An 18,045-nucleotide genomic window follows, 5' to 3' on the forward strand; every position below is an offset into this window, starting at 1 on the left:
GCACGATGCTTCCCCGGCTGTTTGTTTTGACCAGCTTTTACGCCACTTCGGCAAGGGCTTCGATGAATTTTTCGATATTGCCCGAATGCAGACCAGCCACGTTGATCCGGCCCGAACCGGCCATGTAGATGCCGTGGTCTTCGCGCAGCTTGACGATCTGCTCCTTGCTTAGCGGCAGTATCGCGAACAGGCCGTTCTGGTTTTCGAGCGCTTCAAGGTTGAGCCCGGGCGCACGATTGCCCGCCGCAGCCAGCTTCCGGCGCACGCCCCGCATCCGCTCGCGCATGTCGTCGAGCTCCTCGTGCCAGAGCGATGTCATGGCATCATCGGTAAGAATGATCCGCACCGCCGCGCCGCCGTGATCGGGCGGCATCGACCAGTTCGCTCGCGCCAGCGAATTGGCGTTGGACCCGATCGCGGCAAGCTGGCTCGCGTCTTTCGCCATCATGTAGAACGCGCCGACGCGGTCGCGGTAAAGGCCGAAATTCTTGTCGCAGCTATAGGCGATCAGCGCTTCAGGGACCGCGGCAAGAACGGTGCGCACGCCTGCGACGTCCTCCTCCATTCCGTGACCGAGCCCCTGATAGGCGATATCGAGTATCGGCAGCACCGTGCCTGCTGACAACGCATCCGCCAGCGCCGACCACTGCTCGGCAGAGTAATCGATCCCGGTAGGGTTGTGGCAGCAACCGTGAAGGAGGATCGCCTCGCCTTCGCCCGCATTGCGGATCGCATCCAGCGCCGCCTCGACATTGGCTGTCCCGTCGGCGTTCGCATGATCGAATTCAGCGATTTCGACGCCGACGTCCTTCAGGATTTGCGCATGGTTGGGCCAGCTCGGTACGCCCAGATGGATGCGCCGCACGCCCGCCTGCTTCGCGAGCGACACCGCGAGCCGCACAGCGCCCGTGCCGCCTGGCGTCTGCATCCCCTCGATCCGCGAGAGTAATGTCGTGTCGTCGCGCCCGAAGATATAGGGCATCAGCGCGCGCACGAATTCGCCGTCGCCTTCCGGCCCGAGATAGCTTTTGCTGTCCTGCCGGTCGACCAGCACCCGCTCCGCCGCCTTCACGGCGCGGAACACCGGCGTATCGCCGCTATCGGTGCGGTAGACGCCGACGCCGAGATCGATCTTGTCCGCCCGTTCGTCGGCGGCGTGCATCTTGATCAGGGCGAGCAGCGCATCGGGCGCCTGGGCGTTCAGTCTGTCGAGCATGGCGCCTCTTTGTCGATAACCGCGCTCGCCCGCAAGCGACAAGTCCGATTATCCCGAGACTAACCAGGGTTGTTTAGAACGGGATCCAGCGCTGCTTCTTGGAAAACCGCATATAGCCGGCATTCACACCGAGCCGGAGCCCTGCGCCCACGCGAATGGGGATCAGCACCACGTCGCCCTTGCGCAAATAACTCGCGGTAAGTCCGCCGACCGCGTAAAGCTGCCCCTCGGCCGCGGGATAGCGCTCGTAAAGTTCTTCGGTGTCGTAGAGATTATAGACCAGCACGAAGGTGCTGCCCGCATTAGCCCCGGCATCGAAGCCAATCGAAGGACCCGTCCAGTAGACCGGCAATTCGCCTTCGACCTTGTGGTACATCGTGCCCGATCCGTAACGTGCGCCGACGATGAAGGCCCCGCCCGCTTCTCGCCCGACGATATAGGCATTGGGCTCGCCCTGTTCGGCGAGCAGCTTGCGGATCATCTTGGCGACGCCTTCCGCGCCTTTGCCGAATGCACCTTCGGCGGCGCCGATCAGGTCATCTTCGCGGTAGGTGGTCGATGGGTCCTCGACGGTCGTGTTGTCGACCGCCTGCTCGGCCGCGGCTTCGGCCGATTGTTCGGACCATTGCGGCTGAGAGTCTTCCACCGGAGCGGGATCGGGATAATTCGTATTGTCGCCCTGCGTAGCGGGCACGTCATAGGCCGGATCCTGCGGCGGCAGTTCCAGATCGCCGTCGATCGGCGCCTCGTAGGCGTCGTTGGGATCGACGCTCTGAATCTGCGCAGAAAGCGGCGCTGCGGCCAAACCGATGGCGGCGGCGAGTGCGGCGGCGAACTGTCTTGCGATACGCATCAATAACCCTTCCCTGCTCCGCCGCCCTCTACGAAGCTGTGCGGCGAAGTGCACCCCTTATGCACGCGGCGGGAATGAAACGGCGATGAACCGAATCCGAATTGCGCCGAACCGAGTCCGAGATAAGGGGGAATAAAGCTTGCGCCAATCTATGCTTGATGCCCTGTACCGTGCTGGCTATAGCCCGCCGCTCGCAGCCAATATGCGACATGCGGAGACGTGGGTGAGTGGCTGAAACCAGCTCCCTGCTAAGGAGCCATACCTGGTAACGGGTATCGAGGGTTCGAATCCCTCCGTCTCCGCCACCCATAAGTCATTGATAGAGAACGATTTTTATCGTCTCGGAACGTCCCGCAGTTCTGCGCCATTGCGGGCAGAAGAGGGTCTGCCAGAGAGCGCAATGAAGCTCGTTCAGTAGCCAAACCAGCCAACTTTCTCTGCGGGCTTGTTCGGTGGTACCAGTTTCAGGTTGCCTGCCCCACGCCGCATAGAGAAAAAGCGGTAGTCGCTCGCCGCTTGTCAATCGCTCTTCTCGCGAATCAATCGCTGACCAAAAGCTCTTCTTGTTCGCTCCACGCCAGCGGGAGATCGCTCAGCCCCAGCAGTTTCTTTGCATCGAGATCGATCGGCTGTTGTCCGGTGACGATCGCTTCGACGATCCTCGGCGCTAGGAAGTTCAGCCGCACCACGCGGGAGGCGTAGGAGCTGGTCACCTGCTGCTCGCGCGCGAGCGCCGAGACCGTCAGCTTGCGGTCAAGCATCATATGCCACCATGCGCGAGCGCGGTGGAGCAGCTTCAGCAGATGCTCGTGGGGCATGGCCTCGGTCGACTCCGACACGCCATGCTGGATCAATCGAACAGCGCGACCGCTGCGCCGAAGGCTCGCATCGATGGATAATGTTGGATTGATTATCGCAGGCGAGGATGGCGCGATTGATAGTAATCCGCAAAGCTCGGTCGCAGCCAACTCTACCGAGATCTGCGTCGGCGCGATGATGACTTTTTCGATGCAAGTTCGCGCCGCGGCTCGCTCACGCTTTTGCAGCGTGGTCGCCAGGCTCGCCGCGCGATCACCGAGAACTGCAACAGTGTCAGGTGTTAAGTCGACGCCCGCTTTCGCCAGCAAACCAAGCGGCTGTTCGATCTCCTGCGCGAGCCCACCGCACACGAGCTTCTCCAGTTCGAGCGCAGGAATGCGGAGGACTCGCTTAACTTTTGGGGTGTCGCCCTCGTCGCACTTTCCGATGTAGTAGCGATAGCGCGTCGTCCCCTTGGTCGCATGGCTCGCGATCAGGGGATTGCCGTGACTGTCGAATACCTTCCCAGCCAGCAGACAGGGCGAGCGTGCCGTACGCGACTGCTGCTGACCTTGCGCATTGGCTTCGAGCTGCGACTGAACTCGGCCCCACGTCTCGCGATCGACTATGGCGTCATGTTGGCCCTCGTAAATCTCGCCCTTGTGACAGATCTTGCCGCAGTAGATCGGGTTGGAGAGAATCTTGTAGATTTGCCCGCGCGTGAAAGGACTGCCGCCCAGTTTTCGACCAGCGCCGGTGACACGCTCAGGCACATTGAGACCTTGCTGCGAGAGCTTCTCCGTTAGCAGCCGAACGTTGCGGACATGCAGATAGCGATGGAAGATGGAGCGGATAAGGGCAGCCTGCTCCTCATCGATCGCCAGCGTCCTGCCGTTCGCCTGATAGCCGAGCGGTACCACACCGCCCATCCACATGCCCTTGGCCTTGGAGGCAGCGATTTTGTCGCGGATACGCTCGGCGGTGACCTCACGCTCGAACTGCGCGAAGGAGAGCAGCATGTTGAGGGTCAGCCGTCCCATGCTGGTGGTGGTGTTGAACGACTGAGTGACCGAGACGAAGCTCACCTCGGCCTTGTCCATCGCCTCGACCAATTTTGCAAAGTCGAGCAGCGAGCGGGTCAGCCGATCGACTTTGTAGACTACAACGATGTCGATCGTGCCTGCTGCAATATCAGCCAGCAGTCGCTTGAGGGCAGGACGCTCCATCGTTCCGCCCGAGATACCGCCATCGTCGTAGACCTCGGAAAGCTGCGACCAGCCTTCCGAGGCTTGGCTCAGGATATAGGCACCGCAGGCCTCGCGCTGGGCATCGAGCGAATTGAAATCCTGTTCCAGGCCCTCCTCGCTCGACTTGCGGGTGTAGATAGCACAGCGGACCTTCCTCATGCTGCGCTCGCTTTCTTCTTCAGACCGAAGAAGGCAGGTCCGGACCAGCGCGTGCCGGTAATCGCGCGGGCCACTTCGCTGAGCGAGCGCCATTCACGCTCGTTCCAGATGATCTCGCCCTTCTCGCCGATTGCGACCACATGCAGCTTGCCGCCGTACTCGCGCGCCAGCCGCATGCCTGGCCGGATGTCCTGCGTCGTCGTTTTTCTGCTTGCGGCCTGATTGAGCCGTTGCCTGATCTTCCGCGGCAGGCCGGGGCTGGTTTTGGACTGCAACTCGTATGCGACTGCTAGTCGCAGCATCTGCGCGCTAGCTTTCGGAATAGGTCGACCGGTGAGCTTCGCCCACCGGTCGCCGAGTGCTGATTTGTCCATTGTCGTTAGGGCAGCCAGCTTGTCTGATAGCTCTGCCATGTTCACGCACTCTTCGTGATGCGATAGCAGGAGAGTTCGCCGCGCTTGTCGCGCGTTATCGTATGCCCTTTCTTCTTGAGGCCAGTCATCGCCGCTCGGGTCGTATGCGGCAGCCAGCCGGTGGCCTTTACCATCTCGTCGAGGGTGGCGCCCTGCTTGCGTTTAAGCAGCGCGATGACCTTGTCGATCTTGGTCTCGCGCTTGGGTGCTGCTGCTGTGTCGGTCTGCTTCGTCATCGGTGGCTCTCCTTATCGCAGGCAGCACCGTGCCGCCTGCCACCACCCAAGGCCCCGGTTCGCGTATTGCGTCGGGGCGGCAGCTCTCATTCAAGGGCCGCGATTCACTGCCAACACCAATGCTTGCTTTGCTCGCGAAGTCGAATGGAAAGTGAGAGACCTTTCCAATGTCGGCTTTGCGCCCCATCTCGGACATTCACGCTTTCTTTTTGACAGCCTGGAAGCGGACCGACAGCTTTGCTCTTATGTTAAACCCTGCTGATGTTTGATTGTAGAACGGAAATGCTAAAGGCGTCCGAAAAAATCAGTGAGACTAATCTGTATCCGGACTGTCTGCGGTGGAATAGGGAAGTCACTGCAATCGTGAATTTGAAGGCGGCATCCTCTGAAGTCCATCATCCGAAGTCGAACCCTCGTTTGCCGATATAACTCAACGCCCAGAATGAGGCGAAGAACGCTAGCATGATTGTGGGGCGGTTAAACGAGGCGCGTTATTGCCAATACGCTTGTCCTAGCCGGAGTTTAGGAGGGCGTTGTCCATATCCGCGATGGCTGGTAAGCCTCATTTCCAGTATTGGCCCCACTCGTTAAACGGCCGCCAGTCCGCTATTAGGTCGTTGATCTATAATAGCCCGCCGGCTTGATGCGCCAACTTCCGAAGGTCTCCACAGGATAATCTACAATCGGTTCCTGCCGGCTAGAGCGACCAAAATGCCTTTTTGCGAACTGGCGGCCAAGGGCGGCAAGTCCGAGCGGCTAAAGGGCGAGGCCACCACTTCGAGGCATCTCGCGCCGAAATTCTTGGGTAAATCAGGCAAAGCGGGTCCCACATGCTGGCACTGCAAACCGCGCCAGCCGAAGCATCGGCGCGCACGCCAGACACCGCGAGCAAACAGAGCGTATTCTTTACCCCATTCCGAATTCAGAGAAGCGCGGGGTTCCCCGCGCTTCTCCCAATTTTCTTAAAACTTGCTGGCCTCAGACGATATAAATGGATTCGAGATCCTCGAGCAGATGGGTTTCACCGGCCCCATACGCATCGACCAAATCTTGCGCGCCGACACCTTGGAACACGGCCATAAGTTGGCCGTCCACAACCATCTCCGCGCCCTCGGCACCGTCGCGGAAGCCAATCGTTGCGACATTGCTGCTAAATTCGATACGATCATCCGAAAGGTCGAAATCCGTGATTGTATCCACGCCAGCTCTGTCGTTGCCATTTTCGAAGTAGAAGACATCCGCACCCGATCCGCCGGTCAGAATGTCATTGCCATTACCGCCCGACAGATAATCATCTCCGCGATCACCGCTTAAGATATCGCCGCCGTTTCCGCCGTACAGATAGTCATCGTCGGCTCCGCCAAACAGGGTATCATGGCCATTAGCCCCGTACAGGATATCGTCGCCCATATTACCCAGCAGGACATCGTCCTTACCGCGACCCATGATCGTGTCATCACCTGCATTTCCGGCAATAATCGCCTCGACGCCAGCAGGGCTGCGGATATCGTCGTCGCCCGAAGTCCCGGAAATCGTCAAGGGAATGGCCTTTCCATCGACGATCAATGTCGTCGATTTCGGCGAATTGCGGAAATCGGCGGCTGAAAGCGCAGCGGCAGCGGCGGTATCCTTTACGACTGCCACCTCGACACCGTCGATTGAAATGACAGTATCCTCGCCGAACTGTTCGAAAACTATGCGCTCGCCGGCGACGTTAGAGAGGCGGATCTCATCTTCTGTCGTGAAGTCTACGATCGTATCGAAGCTATTGCCGGACAGATTGCCGTCGATCACGAAAATATCCGATCCTTCGCCGCCAGTAATCATGTCATTACCCGCACCGCCGAACAACACATCATCGCCATCTCCGCCAAGGATTTGGTCGTCTCCGCCACCGCCGTAGACAATGTCGTTACCAGCGCCCGCGTCGATGACATCGTCGAGTTCGGTGCCGATGATCGTGTCGTTCCCACTGGACCCGCTGATGATCGATGATCCGATATCGAACCGGGCCAGAACCGGATCGTGATCGGACACGCCAGAAGCGGTGTGAATATTGCGATGCACGATGTCGATTTCGACCCCGTCAAGCAGGTTCCTGCTCGCAAGGATATGATCGAGCTGCTGGGCGTTGCCCTGAAATACTGCGGAATAACGCTCGTTCGGCGCAAGGAAATAGGTCAGGTTGGCGAGTTCGATCGAGTCTCCCTCGGTAACCGCGCCATTTGCATAATCCAGCTGCCCCGTCAGGACATTCAACGTTTCCTCGAACTGGAAATCGTTGAAATCGCCAGTCACGACAATGTTGGCATCAGAATTATCTGCAAGCAAGCCGGAGACGTAGCGATTGACCGCATCGGCCTGTTCCGCACGACGCAGAGCGCCCGCCATCTCCGGGGGCTGATTGCCGGCGAAAGTATTGTCCGACCCGAGCAGAGAAGTGAAGTGATTTCCGATTACGGTGACGTCTTCCCCGTTAAACGCGAAGGTCGCGCCTAGTGGAACACGCGCAAACGAACCGTCATCGATGGTGAAGACAGAAGATTCGTCAAGATCGACGCGATCTTCACGGTACAAGAAAGCAACACGAATATTGCCGCCAGGCTGCCCGCCAGTCTCGCCATCGATAACGAACGGATTGTCTTGTACCGAATATTGTATCCCAGTCTGCGAGAAGATCTGATCGGCCAGCATCTCCAGCGTTAATTGAGATGAAACCGTTCCGTCATTCGCCGAACCGCTATCATCCTGAATTTCTTCGAGCACGACGATGTCCGGCGCGTTCATCGCGATGCCAATGTCGAACGCAATCGCGTCGAAACGGCCATCGGCAATGTCGGTGTCCCCATCGGCCTCATTGATGTCCAAGTTCAGAACATTGTAATTGGCGACGGTCAGTTGCCCAGCGGTTCCTATCAGCGAGGACAATTCGCCAATATTGGTGCTGGGGGCCGCGACGCTCACCGTTTCGGTCAGGCGCACTTCATAATTGCCGAAACTGTAATCGACGATGCCGGTTGCATCGGTCAATAGCGCGCCCGGCGTTGCTTCGGGTGTCTCGACCGTGATGCCGTTGAAGGTATAGCCGCCATCGAGTTGGATGCGTTCCGGATTGAAATCCGAACCTGCGCCGCTGTCGAACACACCAAGACCGCCTTCGCCGCCCTCGACGACGACAAGACCGGTATCTGATACGTTCGTGGCCGAAAGATTACCGTTTCCATCGCTGGCCACCGTCCACAATTCGCCGAAATTATTCGTGCTGTCGACAGCGACCGGATTCTGCACCGTGACGCGCATTCCTTCCAGGCTTTCCCAGAAATCGATACCGTCGGTGGCCGGATCGTAGCTCGTCAATCCGTCATCGTCGATGGTTTCGGTCGGGGGAAGGATGCCGTCGGGGCCAATCACGATCGCTTCGGGCAGGGCATTGCCGCTGCTCTGGACCGTAACAGTAGGATCGATCAGCTCGGTAATGGTCAGATTGCTGTCATCGCCGCCTGGCAGGAATTCCGTAACCGTGCCGGTCACCGTGACGGCATCGCCGGCCAGCACTTCGGGGGCCGAGCGGGTGAACACGTAAATCGCATCCGAGGTGGCCGCATTGCCATCCCCATCCTGAAGATAAAAGCCATTGGGTCCGACAGCGGTCACGATGCCGGCAGTGGTGACCATATTGCCGGTGTAGATCGATTCGTGAGTTTCGCCTTGAATTTCTCCGATCTTGAGAACGAGCGCATCGTCATTCTCGATCAAGCCGGTTGCCACGCCATCGCGAATATCGGCACCGCCGGTGGCGTTCGACAGGGCGATTTCGAAGGTTTCTGTCGGCTCCGAAACGGTATCGCCGGCGACCTGCACGATAATCTGGGCCGTTGCCTGACCGGATGCAAAACTCACCGTTCCCGAAAGCGGTCCGCTCAGATCATCTTGATCGGCAGTCTGCGCGCGGCCCGAGAAAACGACTTCATAATCGACGGTCACTTCACCATCTGTTCCGCCGGTGCGACGAACAGTGAAGACCATGTCGGTGGTTCCGGCATCGCCCTCAGAGACAGTTGCGTCGCCAACATATAGGCTGCCATTGGGATTGGGGGCTACGAAATCCTGTCGACTATTGACAGTCCCGAAACTGTCGGCCGAGGGGCTGGCCCAGGTGAAGTCTTCGTAGTTCGATCCCGTACCGGTCAGCTGAAGCGAAAAGCCGACAGGTGTTCCACCGGCTTCTTCAACGCCGACATCCGTGCTGGTCATGCCATTGGCGGGACCATCGGTTGCAACCATCGTTCCTTCGTAGGACAGGAATTGGACGACATCACCGGCGGCATCGACCAACGCGAAACCATCGGGCGATCCGTTCTGGAGACCGGGCGTCGCGAAGCGAAGCGTTCCGAAACCCTCGTCCTGATCGGGAATGATCCCGTCGAGCGCGACCGAACCATACTGACCGCCGCCGTTGCCGTTGTAAAAGACGATGCTCCAGCCTGAAACATCGGTGCCCGCTGTACCCGCGATCTCGATCGCTTCGCCTTCGTCTGATCCGGCATTGTCGTAGTGAAATTCGTTGAAGAACACGATGGTATCGGTGGGAGGCGGAGGTGGCGGCGGCGGCGGGGGCGGGGGCGTGCCACCAAAATCCTGCGCATCATTAAGGGAGCCACGGCTTTCCTGCAGCGGGCCGGTCCAGGCAAAATCGTCCGCCACTTCGCCACTACCCGTGCGTTGCAGCGAAAGGCCGGCCTGCGTATTGCTTTCTTCAGCAACTCCGACATCGGTGCTGCTCATGCCATCGGCCGGGCCGCCCGCCGCGACAAACGACCCTTCGTAGGACAGGAACTCAAGTACATTGCCATCGGGATCGACCAAGGCGAACCCGTCCGGCGAGCCATTCTGCAACCCCGGGCTTGCGAAATCGAGTGCGCCGAAACCCTCGCCCTCGTCGTCGATTATCCCTGACAAGGCGATCGTCCCATAGGGCGCATTGTCATTGCCATTGTAGAGCACCAGCGAATAGCCGGTCAGATCGACGCCCGCCGTGCCAGCGATCTCGATGAACTCGCCGACATCGGCGCCGGTATTGTCGTAATGAAATTCGTTGATGAAAACGATCGGTTCGCCCGCTGCTTCAATCGTCTGGCCAGTATTGGCCGTCGCAGACGTGTTCTGTTGCGCTTCGGTCCAGGCGAAATCGCCGTAGGATGCGCCCGATCCGGTCAATTGAAGTGAGAAACCCTCTGGCGTGCTCGATGTTTCCGCCACCCCGATATCGCTGCTGGTGAGGCTGGAGGCAGGGCCATCGGTCGCCGTGAAGGATCCTTCGTAGGACAGGAACTGCACGACATTGTTCGTGCTATCGACCAGTGCGACGCCATCGGGCGAACCGTTCTGCACTCCTTCGTAGAAATAGGAGGAAAATATGTCCGATCCGCTCAGCGCGATGGTACCGTAGCTCGTGCCGTTCGACCCGTTGTAGAGGAAAAGCGACCAACCCGACAGGTCGATGCCATCCAGATTCGCGATCTCGAAAAATTCGCCAATGTCGGCGCCGACATTGTCATAATGGAACTCGTTCACGAACACGCGCGTGCTGGCATTGGCAACCATTGATCATCCTATCTGAAACCGTGCGGCAGGTCAGCTACCGCGGAACACGTGTTCATTAAGGAGTTCCTAAGACATCTAGATGACGCACACGGCAATTAAACGGCGGCCGAACGTTCGCTGTCAGAAGCCGTGCGACGTCATCGCAATGCCCCTTTTTTCAACCTTTTTTGTAACGATGACCTTCTCAATGTCTTTTTGACATTATGGTTTCGAAAGAACTTCCTCGATTGCATCAAGCGGGACCAATTTAAAATTCTGCGCTTCACGGCCATTCTGTCCATCTTGCGCAACAAATATTCCGCGAGGAAACATCGGGCCGAAATCACCGCGTTTTGCCTCTATTCCGTCGGTTTCTTCAGTCCGGCCATACGTGCCCTCAGCAACTCTGAATCTTCCAGCAGGTGTTACTGCGGGAAGGCGATATCGCATGTAGGTACTGTCGCCCTGACTTGAGGCATATAGCCAGCCTTCGCGCTGCCCTTCGGTGATGATTGCCAGTCCTTCGAGATCGGCGACGAGATGTACATTGTCGACAGGCGCTACGATTTCGCCGACCGTTTCGTTCTTACCGAACCGCCAAATACCTTTTGCTTCCTCCCCGATATAGAGGTCACCATTACGGGGATCGACTGCGCAGCCTTCGGGCTGACTCGGAACTTGCATCGAACGAAGCAACTTCGCGTCCGGAGCGGGCGAGAAGCCAATTTTCCACTCGGAAATATTGCCTTCCTTCGGCGCGGTATAAACGATCAAACTACCTTCTCGTTCATAACCACAGATACCGTACGCTTCGCCAGTACCCGCTGGCAGCGAAGCCAAAGGTTCGAGCACACCGGTTGTGGGGAGCAAACGGAACAAGGCAATCCGGCCATTGGCCAAATCGCTGCGATCGCTGGCAAAAACAACTATACCATGGCTTGGTATTTCGGCGAGGTCGACATTGTTGAGGCCAGGTTGCGAATGAAAACTACGAATACGACCATCGAGCCCGTAAACGTATAGACCGCCTTTCTTGTCCGTCGCGACGATCAGACTGTCCTCCGGCCTTTCGGCATTTCGCCAAATGGCTGGATCATCGGCGGCGTCCTCGTTGTTGGTCCCGACGGGCTCGGTTTCGGCTACCGCATAAACTGGAACGGTGGGTGCACCGGAAATGGTCATCGTCGTACAGGCAGCGACGAACCCCAACATCGAGATGGCGAGCAATGGCTTGTCACGCATCAGAACGTAAGCCTCACGCCTGCTTTCATCGTCCAATTGTATTCCTCATACTGGTATAGGTTCCGACGTCCGCCAAGGTTATTATAGGCGAAGTATTTCGCATTATTAATATTCACCCATTCGTAGAAAACTTGTACGCGATCGGTGAAGCGGTATTTCGCGGCAAGGTCGAGCTGGAAATGGTCGTCGACATAGCGATCAAGACCGGGTTCACTCCCGAGTTCGTCGAGATAGCGATCGCGATACGTGCCCGATAGCCGGATATCCAGCGGCCCCTTGTCATACCCGAGCGAGATATTCCCGGTGTGCCGACTGGTGGCAGGCAGTGCTACCTCGCGTGGTCCTTCGGAAGCGACGAGCGTGACCGTACCTTGCGCATCGGTGAAAGTATAATTGGCTTGCACCAGGAACCCGTCGAGCGCGCCGGTGAAGGTCTGTGCCACACCCAATTCGATCCCGAAAATGTCGGCTTCGTCTCCATTGAAAAAGATTGAGGCCTCATCGAACGGAACGCCGCGGAACACGCCATTAAACGGAGCGTCATCCGCTTCGAACGCGGTTTCGACGAGGAAATCCTCGACATTCTTGTAAAACAGCGAAGCGAAGATCGCGCCGTTATTATTCATGTAATACTCGGCTGCGGCGTCGATATTCCAGGCTTCGGTCGGGCGTAATTCTGGATTGCCGAACGCAGCTTCGCGTTCGCCCTCATCGGACTCCTCCACGGCGACGGTAGGTGCCTGTTGAAACGGACCGGGGCGCACGATGCTTCGATAGCCGGCGAGCCGGAGAACGATATTGTTCGCCGGCTCATAACGGATATTCAGGCTAGGCAGCCAGTGATCGTAGTCCTTCTCGATAGAGACCGGACTGATGAGGATTGTCCCTTCGTCGATCACTTGCCCGTCGAGCGTGCCTCCATCTTCGAACGCTAACACATCATTGCCGATCAGCGTATTCGAGGTATCTTCGTAACGCACCCCTCCGATTACGGTGAGTAGGCCGCTGTCCCAGCGCCCCAACAGGTAACCGGCGAGAATGTCCTCCTCCACCGTGAAATCCTCGACATTGGAATCGAAAGTGCTGTCGAATTCCTGCAACTCGAAGGCGCCGCGGTTCGCTTCGAACAGATCGCGCGCCTCACCGTAGCCCGGAACCGGCGAGATATCGGCGAGGTGGTATGTCGGCCCTCGTCCGAGAACATCGGCGAGCGACACGTCATCGTTCTCGTAAAATTCTATAGTGCCGTCGAAACCCTTTTCGCGCCAGCGACCCTTGAAACCGGTCTGAACGGTGAAAGTACCGATTTCCCCGATGAAGCGACGACCAAAATCGAACACTGCCGAATATTCCTCATCCTGCGCGTCGGACAGGGCGGTCAATTCGATGTCGTTGAGGCTGTAAGCGGTCGGATCGAAAAAGTTTCCTGGCTCGCTGAGTACGGAATACTGCGGAACACGCAAGTCGGAGACATCGAAGCCAATCGAGATGTCTTCCTCTTCATATTCGTGCTCGAAGCTGGCGGGATCGATACTACCGGTTTCCCGCTCCGTCGACTTGGCCCAGCTTGCGGAATAGTTGGCGAACCAGTCCCCGGTATCGGTTTCACCGCCAGCGACGATGCTGCGAATTTTCTGGCTTTCGAAGCGGTCCTTCACGTCGCGCTCGATGGTGATAACTTCGTCCTCGTCGCCGCCCGCAGCACTGAAAACCAGTGCCTCACGCGTGCCGGAAACTGCTGCATCGCCAAAATCGAAGATTAGCCTGCGACGAAATTCCTGGTCGTCGAACTGGCTGTATATTCCGCGCACATAAAGATCGGTAAAATCACCTGCACGAAAATCGAAACCAAGCGTCGCGCTGATCCGCTCGCGCTCGACGTCGTAGTCGCGATATTCGAAATCCTCGAAATAGGCCAAGCCGTCATCGTCAACGTTCCAGCCATCGGCTTCGACATTGTCGGTTTCGAACTTACGATCGTAATACGCGAGACCACCCGAGACGCCGAAATTGTCGGACACCTTGTATGAAAAATCTACGCTGCCTTTTGGGGTGAGCTCGTCGGAGTAATCGTTGTAACTGCCTTCCAGCCTGACGCTCAGCAAATCACGCTTCCTGTCGAATGCGCTGGTGGTTTCGATCTCGACCGAGGCACCGATCGTATCGGCGTCCATGTCGGGCGTAAGGGATTTCTTCACCTCGATCGATTCGATGATGTCGCTGGAAATAACGTCGAGCGCGACTGCGCGCACGTCGCTCTCGGGCGACGGCAAACGCACGCCGTTCAGCGAGGTTGCGTTCAGGCTCGGATCGAGCCCGCGGATGGAAACGAAGCGGCCTTCACCCTGGTCATTGAGTACATTGATCCCCGGCAGGCGGCGCAAACTTTCCGCTACGTTCTGATCCGGAAACTGCCCGATAGCGTCTCTGGTAAGAACGTCCGACACGGTATCGCTCTCGCGCTTGCGAGAGAGAGCGCTGGACAGGTTGGCCGACTGTCCGATCACCAAGATTTCGGCATCGCTGCTGACGCCTGATAGACTGAGATCGGCGCGAACAATGCCCGTCTCCGGCACTTCGATGGTCTGCGTAACGGTATCCGCTCCGATATAGCGGACTTGAAGGGTATATATCCCGGCAGGGACGCTCGCAAACAGGAACGAGCCGTCGCGTTCCGTAACTGCCGTACGATCTAGTTCCAAGATCCGGACTTCTGCGGAACGCAAAGCGATTGTCTCGCCAGCATCGGTCACCGTACCTTGAATTTCGCCCGCATATAGAGGCGTTGCAGACAAAATTGCTCCGACGCTTCCGGCCACAAACAGATACGAACGTGCAACTTTTCTCATTGGAACCCTCCTGTTGGAAGGGGTCCTTATGCCGACGAAATGACCGCTCCGTGTCGGCTAGGTTGCTGGTAAATTACAGTCTGGCGGTTTTGTTCACGGTGGCCTTTTTGACGAACTTGCATTGCACCACTGCCCGAAAAATTGTGCAGAAAACTAGTCCGATGGGGAGTTTGTGCGAAAGGTTTCCAAACTCATAGCGCCCAAGGTTGTTGCGCTCGCGGCGAAGATGCAGAGCGCGGCTCCGGTCACACCTTGCCAGTTTAATGCCATCGGTAGCGCAAACAGCGACAATCCGAGCGGAACCGCCCGAAGTAGCATGTTACGAGTTACCCGCTGTCGAGCAATTAGCAGCGCTTCCATGCTAGCGCCGATCAGTTCACAGCCTGCTGCGGCAATCAGGATCAGCATTGGTAGGTAAGCATTACTGAATTGCGCTCCTGCAAGGAGTCTTATTGCCGGACCCCCGAGCAGCAGAGCCAGGAGGAAAGCAATCGCGAACAAGCCAGAAGATATACCGACAATCCGTCCAATGCTGTTGTGAGTACGCACGTCATTACGTACGAGCTCGGGATAGGTGGCTCGCAGGATCGATTGTGCCAATTTCAGCAAGGCATTGCCGAGTTGCGCCGCGATGCGATAAATCCCTGCGGCGGCAGCGCCGCCAAACATCCCTACCAGGATAAGCATTCCCTGACGGCTTAGCGCACCCAAACTGCCCGTAAGGCTGGTGGAGACGACGAACGTCCATGACCCGGGGGTCTTTCGGGGAAAGGCTTTCATCGAAATCGGGACGGCGGTTGGGGGGTAGTTTTTAAGCGCGAACCACCAATAGGCTGCAGCCGTGACGATTTCCGCAACGCCCCATATTGCCAGGAATTCGACTACTCCCCCACCGGCAAGGAACGCGGCGATCGCTCCGAGCAACCTGATGATCGGCGTGAGTGTGTCGGCCATCGCGGCATGTGCAAACCGGTCGCGCAGACGAAGGATGCCGATCGGCGTCGATCGAATAGTGAGCATCGAAACGACGCAGAAAAGAAAGGCCGGCCAAGCAAGATCAGACAATACACCGAACGTGCTCGGCAGAAGTAGGAATGCCGCACCGGCAAGAGCGATGCCGACAGCCGCGCTGGCGATATCGAGCGCGATAGCGAAGCCAAGCGCCGCCCCCGCTTTTGTATCGTCGCCCCATTGAACAACCAACTGCCAGGTTTGAAAACTGACCAACTGGCTGATGCCCTGACCCAGCGCGACAATCAGAGCCAATTGGCCGAACCCTTCCAGTCCGAGTGCCCGCGTCGCCAGCGCCAGGTAGCCTAAACTTAGCAGGGCGTTGACCGACTTTCCTCCGATCAACCACCCTGCGTTCTGCCAAATGCGCATACTAAACTATACCGTTGAGCACGTGATCCCATTCGCTTAACGTTCGGCGGCTGTCGTAAGCCAGGGCGCGATCCTTTGGCCGAATTGTCGTCGAATGATCGAGTTGCGCGCATATTGCCTTGGCCATATCATCGGCATCGCGCGGATCGAAAACCCTTCCGAACCGACCGTGATCGATCATTTCGCAAGCATTTCCCGCTGTTCGCGATACAGCGACAGGCGTACCGACAGCTAAAGCTTCTAAGACAACGTTCGGAGCCCCCTCCCAAAGCGATGGAAGAACGAAGCAATTGGCATGGGAGTACCACGGAAATATGCTATCGGTCTCTCCGACAAAGGATACGCGGTCCGCAATATCCAGCTTTTCGGACAAAGATTTCAGCTCTCGTAATTTCCCATCGCGAGATGCGCCTACAACGATCAAACGGGCGTCACTGCGGTCCATCACTATAGCCATCGCTTCGAGCAGCCGTTCGAAATTTTTCTGTGCTGCCAAGCGACCGACCGAGAGTACTACCGGAAAATCTTTCAAGAACCACGGATGAGACGCGAAACCCTGCGCGCGTGAACGAGCATCGAAAACATCGACTCCATTCGCGATAACCCATAGCCGCTGGCTTTGAAGCTTTTCAAAAGCCGGATGCCCCAGAAGATCGGCCGCGACTGCGACGATCCGGTCCGCACTACGTGCGATAATGCGCACCCCGAAATCGCGGACTACCTTTCTGATCCACGTCGAAGGGTCGTTCGATCGAGTAAGTTCATTGCTGATCCGGACTACGACTTTGGGCTTTGGGCAACACATATTCGCAGCGCTCAAGACGGTTGCATGTCCGTGATTGCCCATGGATATGATTACGTCAGGAATAGTACGAGACAGCCATTTTCTCAGACGGATCGCTCCGAGAGCTTTCTCAGCAAGGCGCGATCCCATCGGTTTTGGCAGCAAGACAACGTGAGACGCTCCCGGGCCAGCATTGCCGCCAGGCAAGGTCGTGACCAAAGTCACGTCTCTACCGCGGCTCCGCAAATAGTCGACGAGTGATAATGTCTGCCGTGCTACTCCAGTCGCCCCGATCTGATGGACGTAGATTGCGATCATTTCAGAATGTCGAACTGGATCGGTTTGGCATTGCGCCAGGCTTCCTCGGGTAAGGTGTCCAGCAGGGTACGGTAACACTCTCCGATTTGAAGCGCATCCAGTCCGGTCTGCATTGCCAGTTGAATGATGTCGGTTCCAGGGTTCCAGTTTCCCTCGATGATTGATGGCCCCATGTCGGTCAAACCGATATCCCAACCGATCATTCCGAAACCCGCCGCAAAAGGTTCATGCGCGCGGCGCGCCAGTTCCAGAATTTGCCCTAAGGAAGGCACTTTGCAATCGGCAATCGGTCGCCCGGTAAGAGGATGGTTCGAGAATCGTTCGATCCGGCCGGAACTTATACCCCATGCGGCATCGAGCCGATTGTCGGGGCTGATAGCACTGACAAGGTTGCCGGCGTTGAAATTGTCGACAGCGCCGGTTTGATCTCTCGACAAACGCACAACAGGTGCAAAGGCGACGATCTCTCCGGTACGGTAAGCGAAGCTCATTACCCGTACGGTTGGAAGCGCACCTGGCGAAATGCCTCGAAACTCGGGATGCGTAGTTGCGCGGTCCTGTACGATCCCACCCCTGTGCAGGATACGGTCGAGGACCGTAAGAAGTTCTTCCTCATTTAAGAGGACGCGCCCATCGTACCATCCGTCCGACCTTCGTTCGAAGGCAATTACGCCTGTCCCTTTGGAACTGAAGCTGGGCTTGGCAATCAGGCGGGTTCGTTCGCTCAGCCAATCAGGCAAATTGGCCCTCGGTTCGAAAAAGGTCGACGGGATTGGCAAGCCGTATTCCCGCATGATCCGCGCAAATGCTTGTTTGTTGCGAAGGGCATTGGTCCGCATGGGAATGGCTGCAGGGTTCAACAAGCGATGAATGCCGCGCCGGTCTGCCATGCTGACGCCGTGCCGACGAATGTCAGGTGAAAGCATTCGCTTTTCATCGCACGACCAACGACCGCTTCCCGCCA

11 protein-coding genes and 1 tRNA gene are annotated in these 18,045 nt (G+C 57.5%); 1 reads left to right on the plus strand and 11 read right to left on the minus strand.

Going from position 1 to position 18,045, the window contains the following annotated elements; genetic code table 11:
- Nucleotides 1–37 precede the first annotated feature (37 nt).
- Both E3U23_RS07040 and E3U23_RS07045 read right to left on the minus strand, forming a co-directional pair.
- Nucleotides 38–1,216 carry an aromatic amino acid transaminase gene (locus E3U23_RS07040; protein ID WP_279350520.1) on the minus strand — a complete coding sequence of 393 codons (1,179 nt, stop codon included), beginning with the start codon at nucleotides 1,214–1,216 and terminating at the stop codon, nucleotides 38–40.
- Nucleotides 1,217–1,289: 73 nt separating this feature from the next.
- On the minus strand, nucleotides 1,290–2,069 hold the full coding sequence (locus E3U23_RS07045; protein WP_279350521.1) for a DUF1134 domain-containing protein: 780 nt from the start codon (nucleotides 2,067–2,069) through the stop codon (nucleotides 1,290–1,292).
- A 213-nt stretch (nucleotides 2,070–2,282) separates the two neighbouring features.
- Between E3U23_RS07045 and E3U23_RS07050 the strand changes: the two genes are divergently transcribed.
- Nucleotides 2,283–2,374 (plus strand) — tRNA-Ser (locus tag E3U23_RS07050).
- Between the two features lie 234 nt (nucleotides 2,375–2,608).
- Here the strand turns inward: E3U23_RS07050 and E3U23_RS07055 are convergent.
- From E3U23_RS07055 to E3U23_RS07095, 9 genes are all read right to left on the minus strand, one after another.
- Nucleotides 2,609–4,273: a recombinase family protein gene (locus tag E3U23_RS07055; protein WP_279350522.1), complete on the minus strand. Its 1,665-nt coding sequence runs from the start codon at nucleotides 4,271–4,273 to the stop codon at nucleotides 2,609–2,611.
- A complete protein-coding gene (locus tag E3U23_RS07060; protein WP_279350523.1) occupies nucleotides 4,270–4,686 on the minus strand; it encodes a DUF2924 domain-containing protein in 417 nt (138 codons plus the stop codon). Before E3U23_RS07060 ends, E3U23_RS07055 begins: the two co-directional genes overlap by 4 nt.
- Nucleotides 4,687–4,688: 2 nt before the next feature.
- Nucleotides 4,689–4,922, minus strand: a complete 234-nt coding sequence (locus E3U23_RS07065) for a DUF3489 domain-containing protein (protein WP_279350524.1) — start codon at nucleotides 4,920–4,922, stop codon at nucleotides 4,689–4,691.
- Between the two features lie 978 nt (nucleotides 4,923–5,900).
- Nucleotides 5,901–10,526: an endonuclease/exonuclease/phosphatase family protein gene (locus tag E3U23_RS07070; protein WP_279350525.1), complete on the minus strand. Its 4,626-nt coding sequence runs from the start codon at nucleotides 10,524–10,526 to the stop codon at nucleotides 5,901–5,903.
- A 201-nt stretch (nucleotides 10,527–10,727) separates the two neighbouring features.
- On the minus strand, nucleotides 10,728–11,783 hold the full coding sequence (locus E3U23_RS07075; RefSeq protein ID WP_279350526.1) for a phytase: 1,056 nt from the start codon (nucleotides 11,781–11,783) through the stop codon (nucleotides 10,728–10,730).
- The gene (locus E3U23_RS07080; RefSeq protein WP_279350527.1) at nucleotides 11,747–14,596 is read right to left on the minus strand and encodes a TonB-dependent receptor; all 2,850 of its coding nucleotides are present in this window, start codon (nucleotides 14,594–14,596) and stop codon (nucleotides 11,747–11,749) included. Before E3U23_RS07080 ends, E3U23_RS07075 begins: the two co-directional genes overlap by 37 nt.
- Nucleotides 14,597–14,749: 153 nt before the next feature.
- Entirely contained in the window at nucleotides 14,750–15,979 is a 1,230-nt protein-coding gene (locus E3U23_RS07085; RefSeq protein ID WP_279350528.1) for a lipopolysaccharide biosynthesis protein, read from the minus strand.
- Nucleotide 15,980: 1 nt separating this feature from the next.
- Complete coding sequence (locus E3U23_RS07090) at nucleotides 15,981–17,081, minus strand: glycosyltransferase (protein ID WP_279350529.1); 1,101 nt, start codon at nucleotides 17,079–17,081, stop codon at nucleotides 15,981–15,983.
- On the minus strand, nucleotides 17,078–17,971 hold the full coding sequence (locus E3U23_RS07095) for a sugar-transfer associated ATP-grasp domain-containing protein (protein ID WP_279350530.1): 894 nt from the start codon (nucleotides 17,969–17,971) through the stop codon (nucleotides 17,078–17,080). The genes E3U23_RS07090 and E3U23_RS07095 overlap by 4 nt, the downstream gene beginning before the upstream one ends.
- Between the last annotated feature and the right edge of the window lie 74 nt (nucleotides 17,972–18,045).

This window comes from Erythrobacter litoralis (assembly GCF_029760855.1).
GTDB classification, from domain to species: Bacteria; Pseudomonadota; Alphaproteobacteria; order Sphingomonadales; family Sphingomonadaceae; genus Qipengyuania; species Qipengyuania litoralis_A.

Bases quoted from the DNA above. Each gene is read 5' to 3' on its own strand.
- E3U23_RS07040 (WP_279350520.1), bottom strand. From the start codon at position 1,216: ATGCTCGACAGACTGAACGCCCAGGCGCCCGATGCGCTGCTCGCCCTG.
- E3U23_RS07045 (WP_279350521.1), bottom strand. From the start codon at position 2,069: ATGCGTATCGCAAGACAGTTCGCCGCCGCACTCGCCGCCGCCATCGGT.
- E3U23_RS07055 (WP_279350522.1), bottom strand. From the start codon at position 4,273: ATGAGGAAGGTCCGCTGTGCTATCTACACCCGCAAGTCGAGCGAGGAG.
- E3U23_RS07060 (WP_279350523.1), bottom strand. From the start codon at position 4,686: ATGGCAGAGCTATCAGACAAGCTGGCTGCCCTAACGACAATGGACAAA.
- E3U23_RS07065 (WP_279350524.1), bottom strand. From the start codon at position 4,922: ATGACGAAGCAGACCGACACAGCAGCAGCACCCAAGCGCGAGACCAAG.
- E3U23_RS07070 (WP_279350525.1), bottom strand. From the start codon at position 10,526: ATGGTTGCCAATGCCAGCACGCGCGTGTTCGTGAACGAGTTCCATTAT.
- E3U23_RS07080 (WP_279350527.1), bottom strand. From the start codon at position 14,596: ATGAGAAAAGTTGCACGTTCGTATCTGTTTGTGGCCGGAAGCGTCGGA.
- E3U23_RS07085 (WP_279350528.1), bottom strand. From the start codon at position 15,979: ATGCGCATTTGGCAGAACGCAGGGTGGTTGATCGGAGGAAAGTCGGTC.
- E3U23_RS07090 (WP_279350529.1), bottom strand. From the start codon at position 17,081: ATGATCGCAATCTACGTCCATCAGATCGGGGCGACTGGAGTAGCACGG.
- E3U23_RS07095 (WP_279350530.1), bottom strand. From the start codon at position 17,971: ATGGCAGACCGGCGCGGCATTCATCGCTTGTTGAACCCTGCAGCCATT.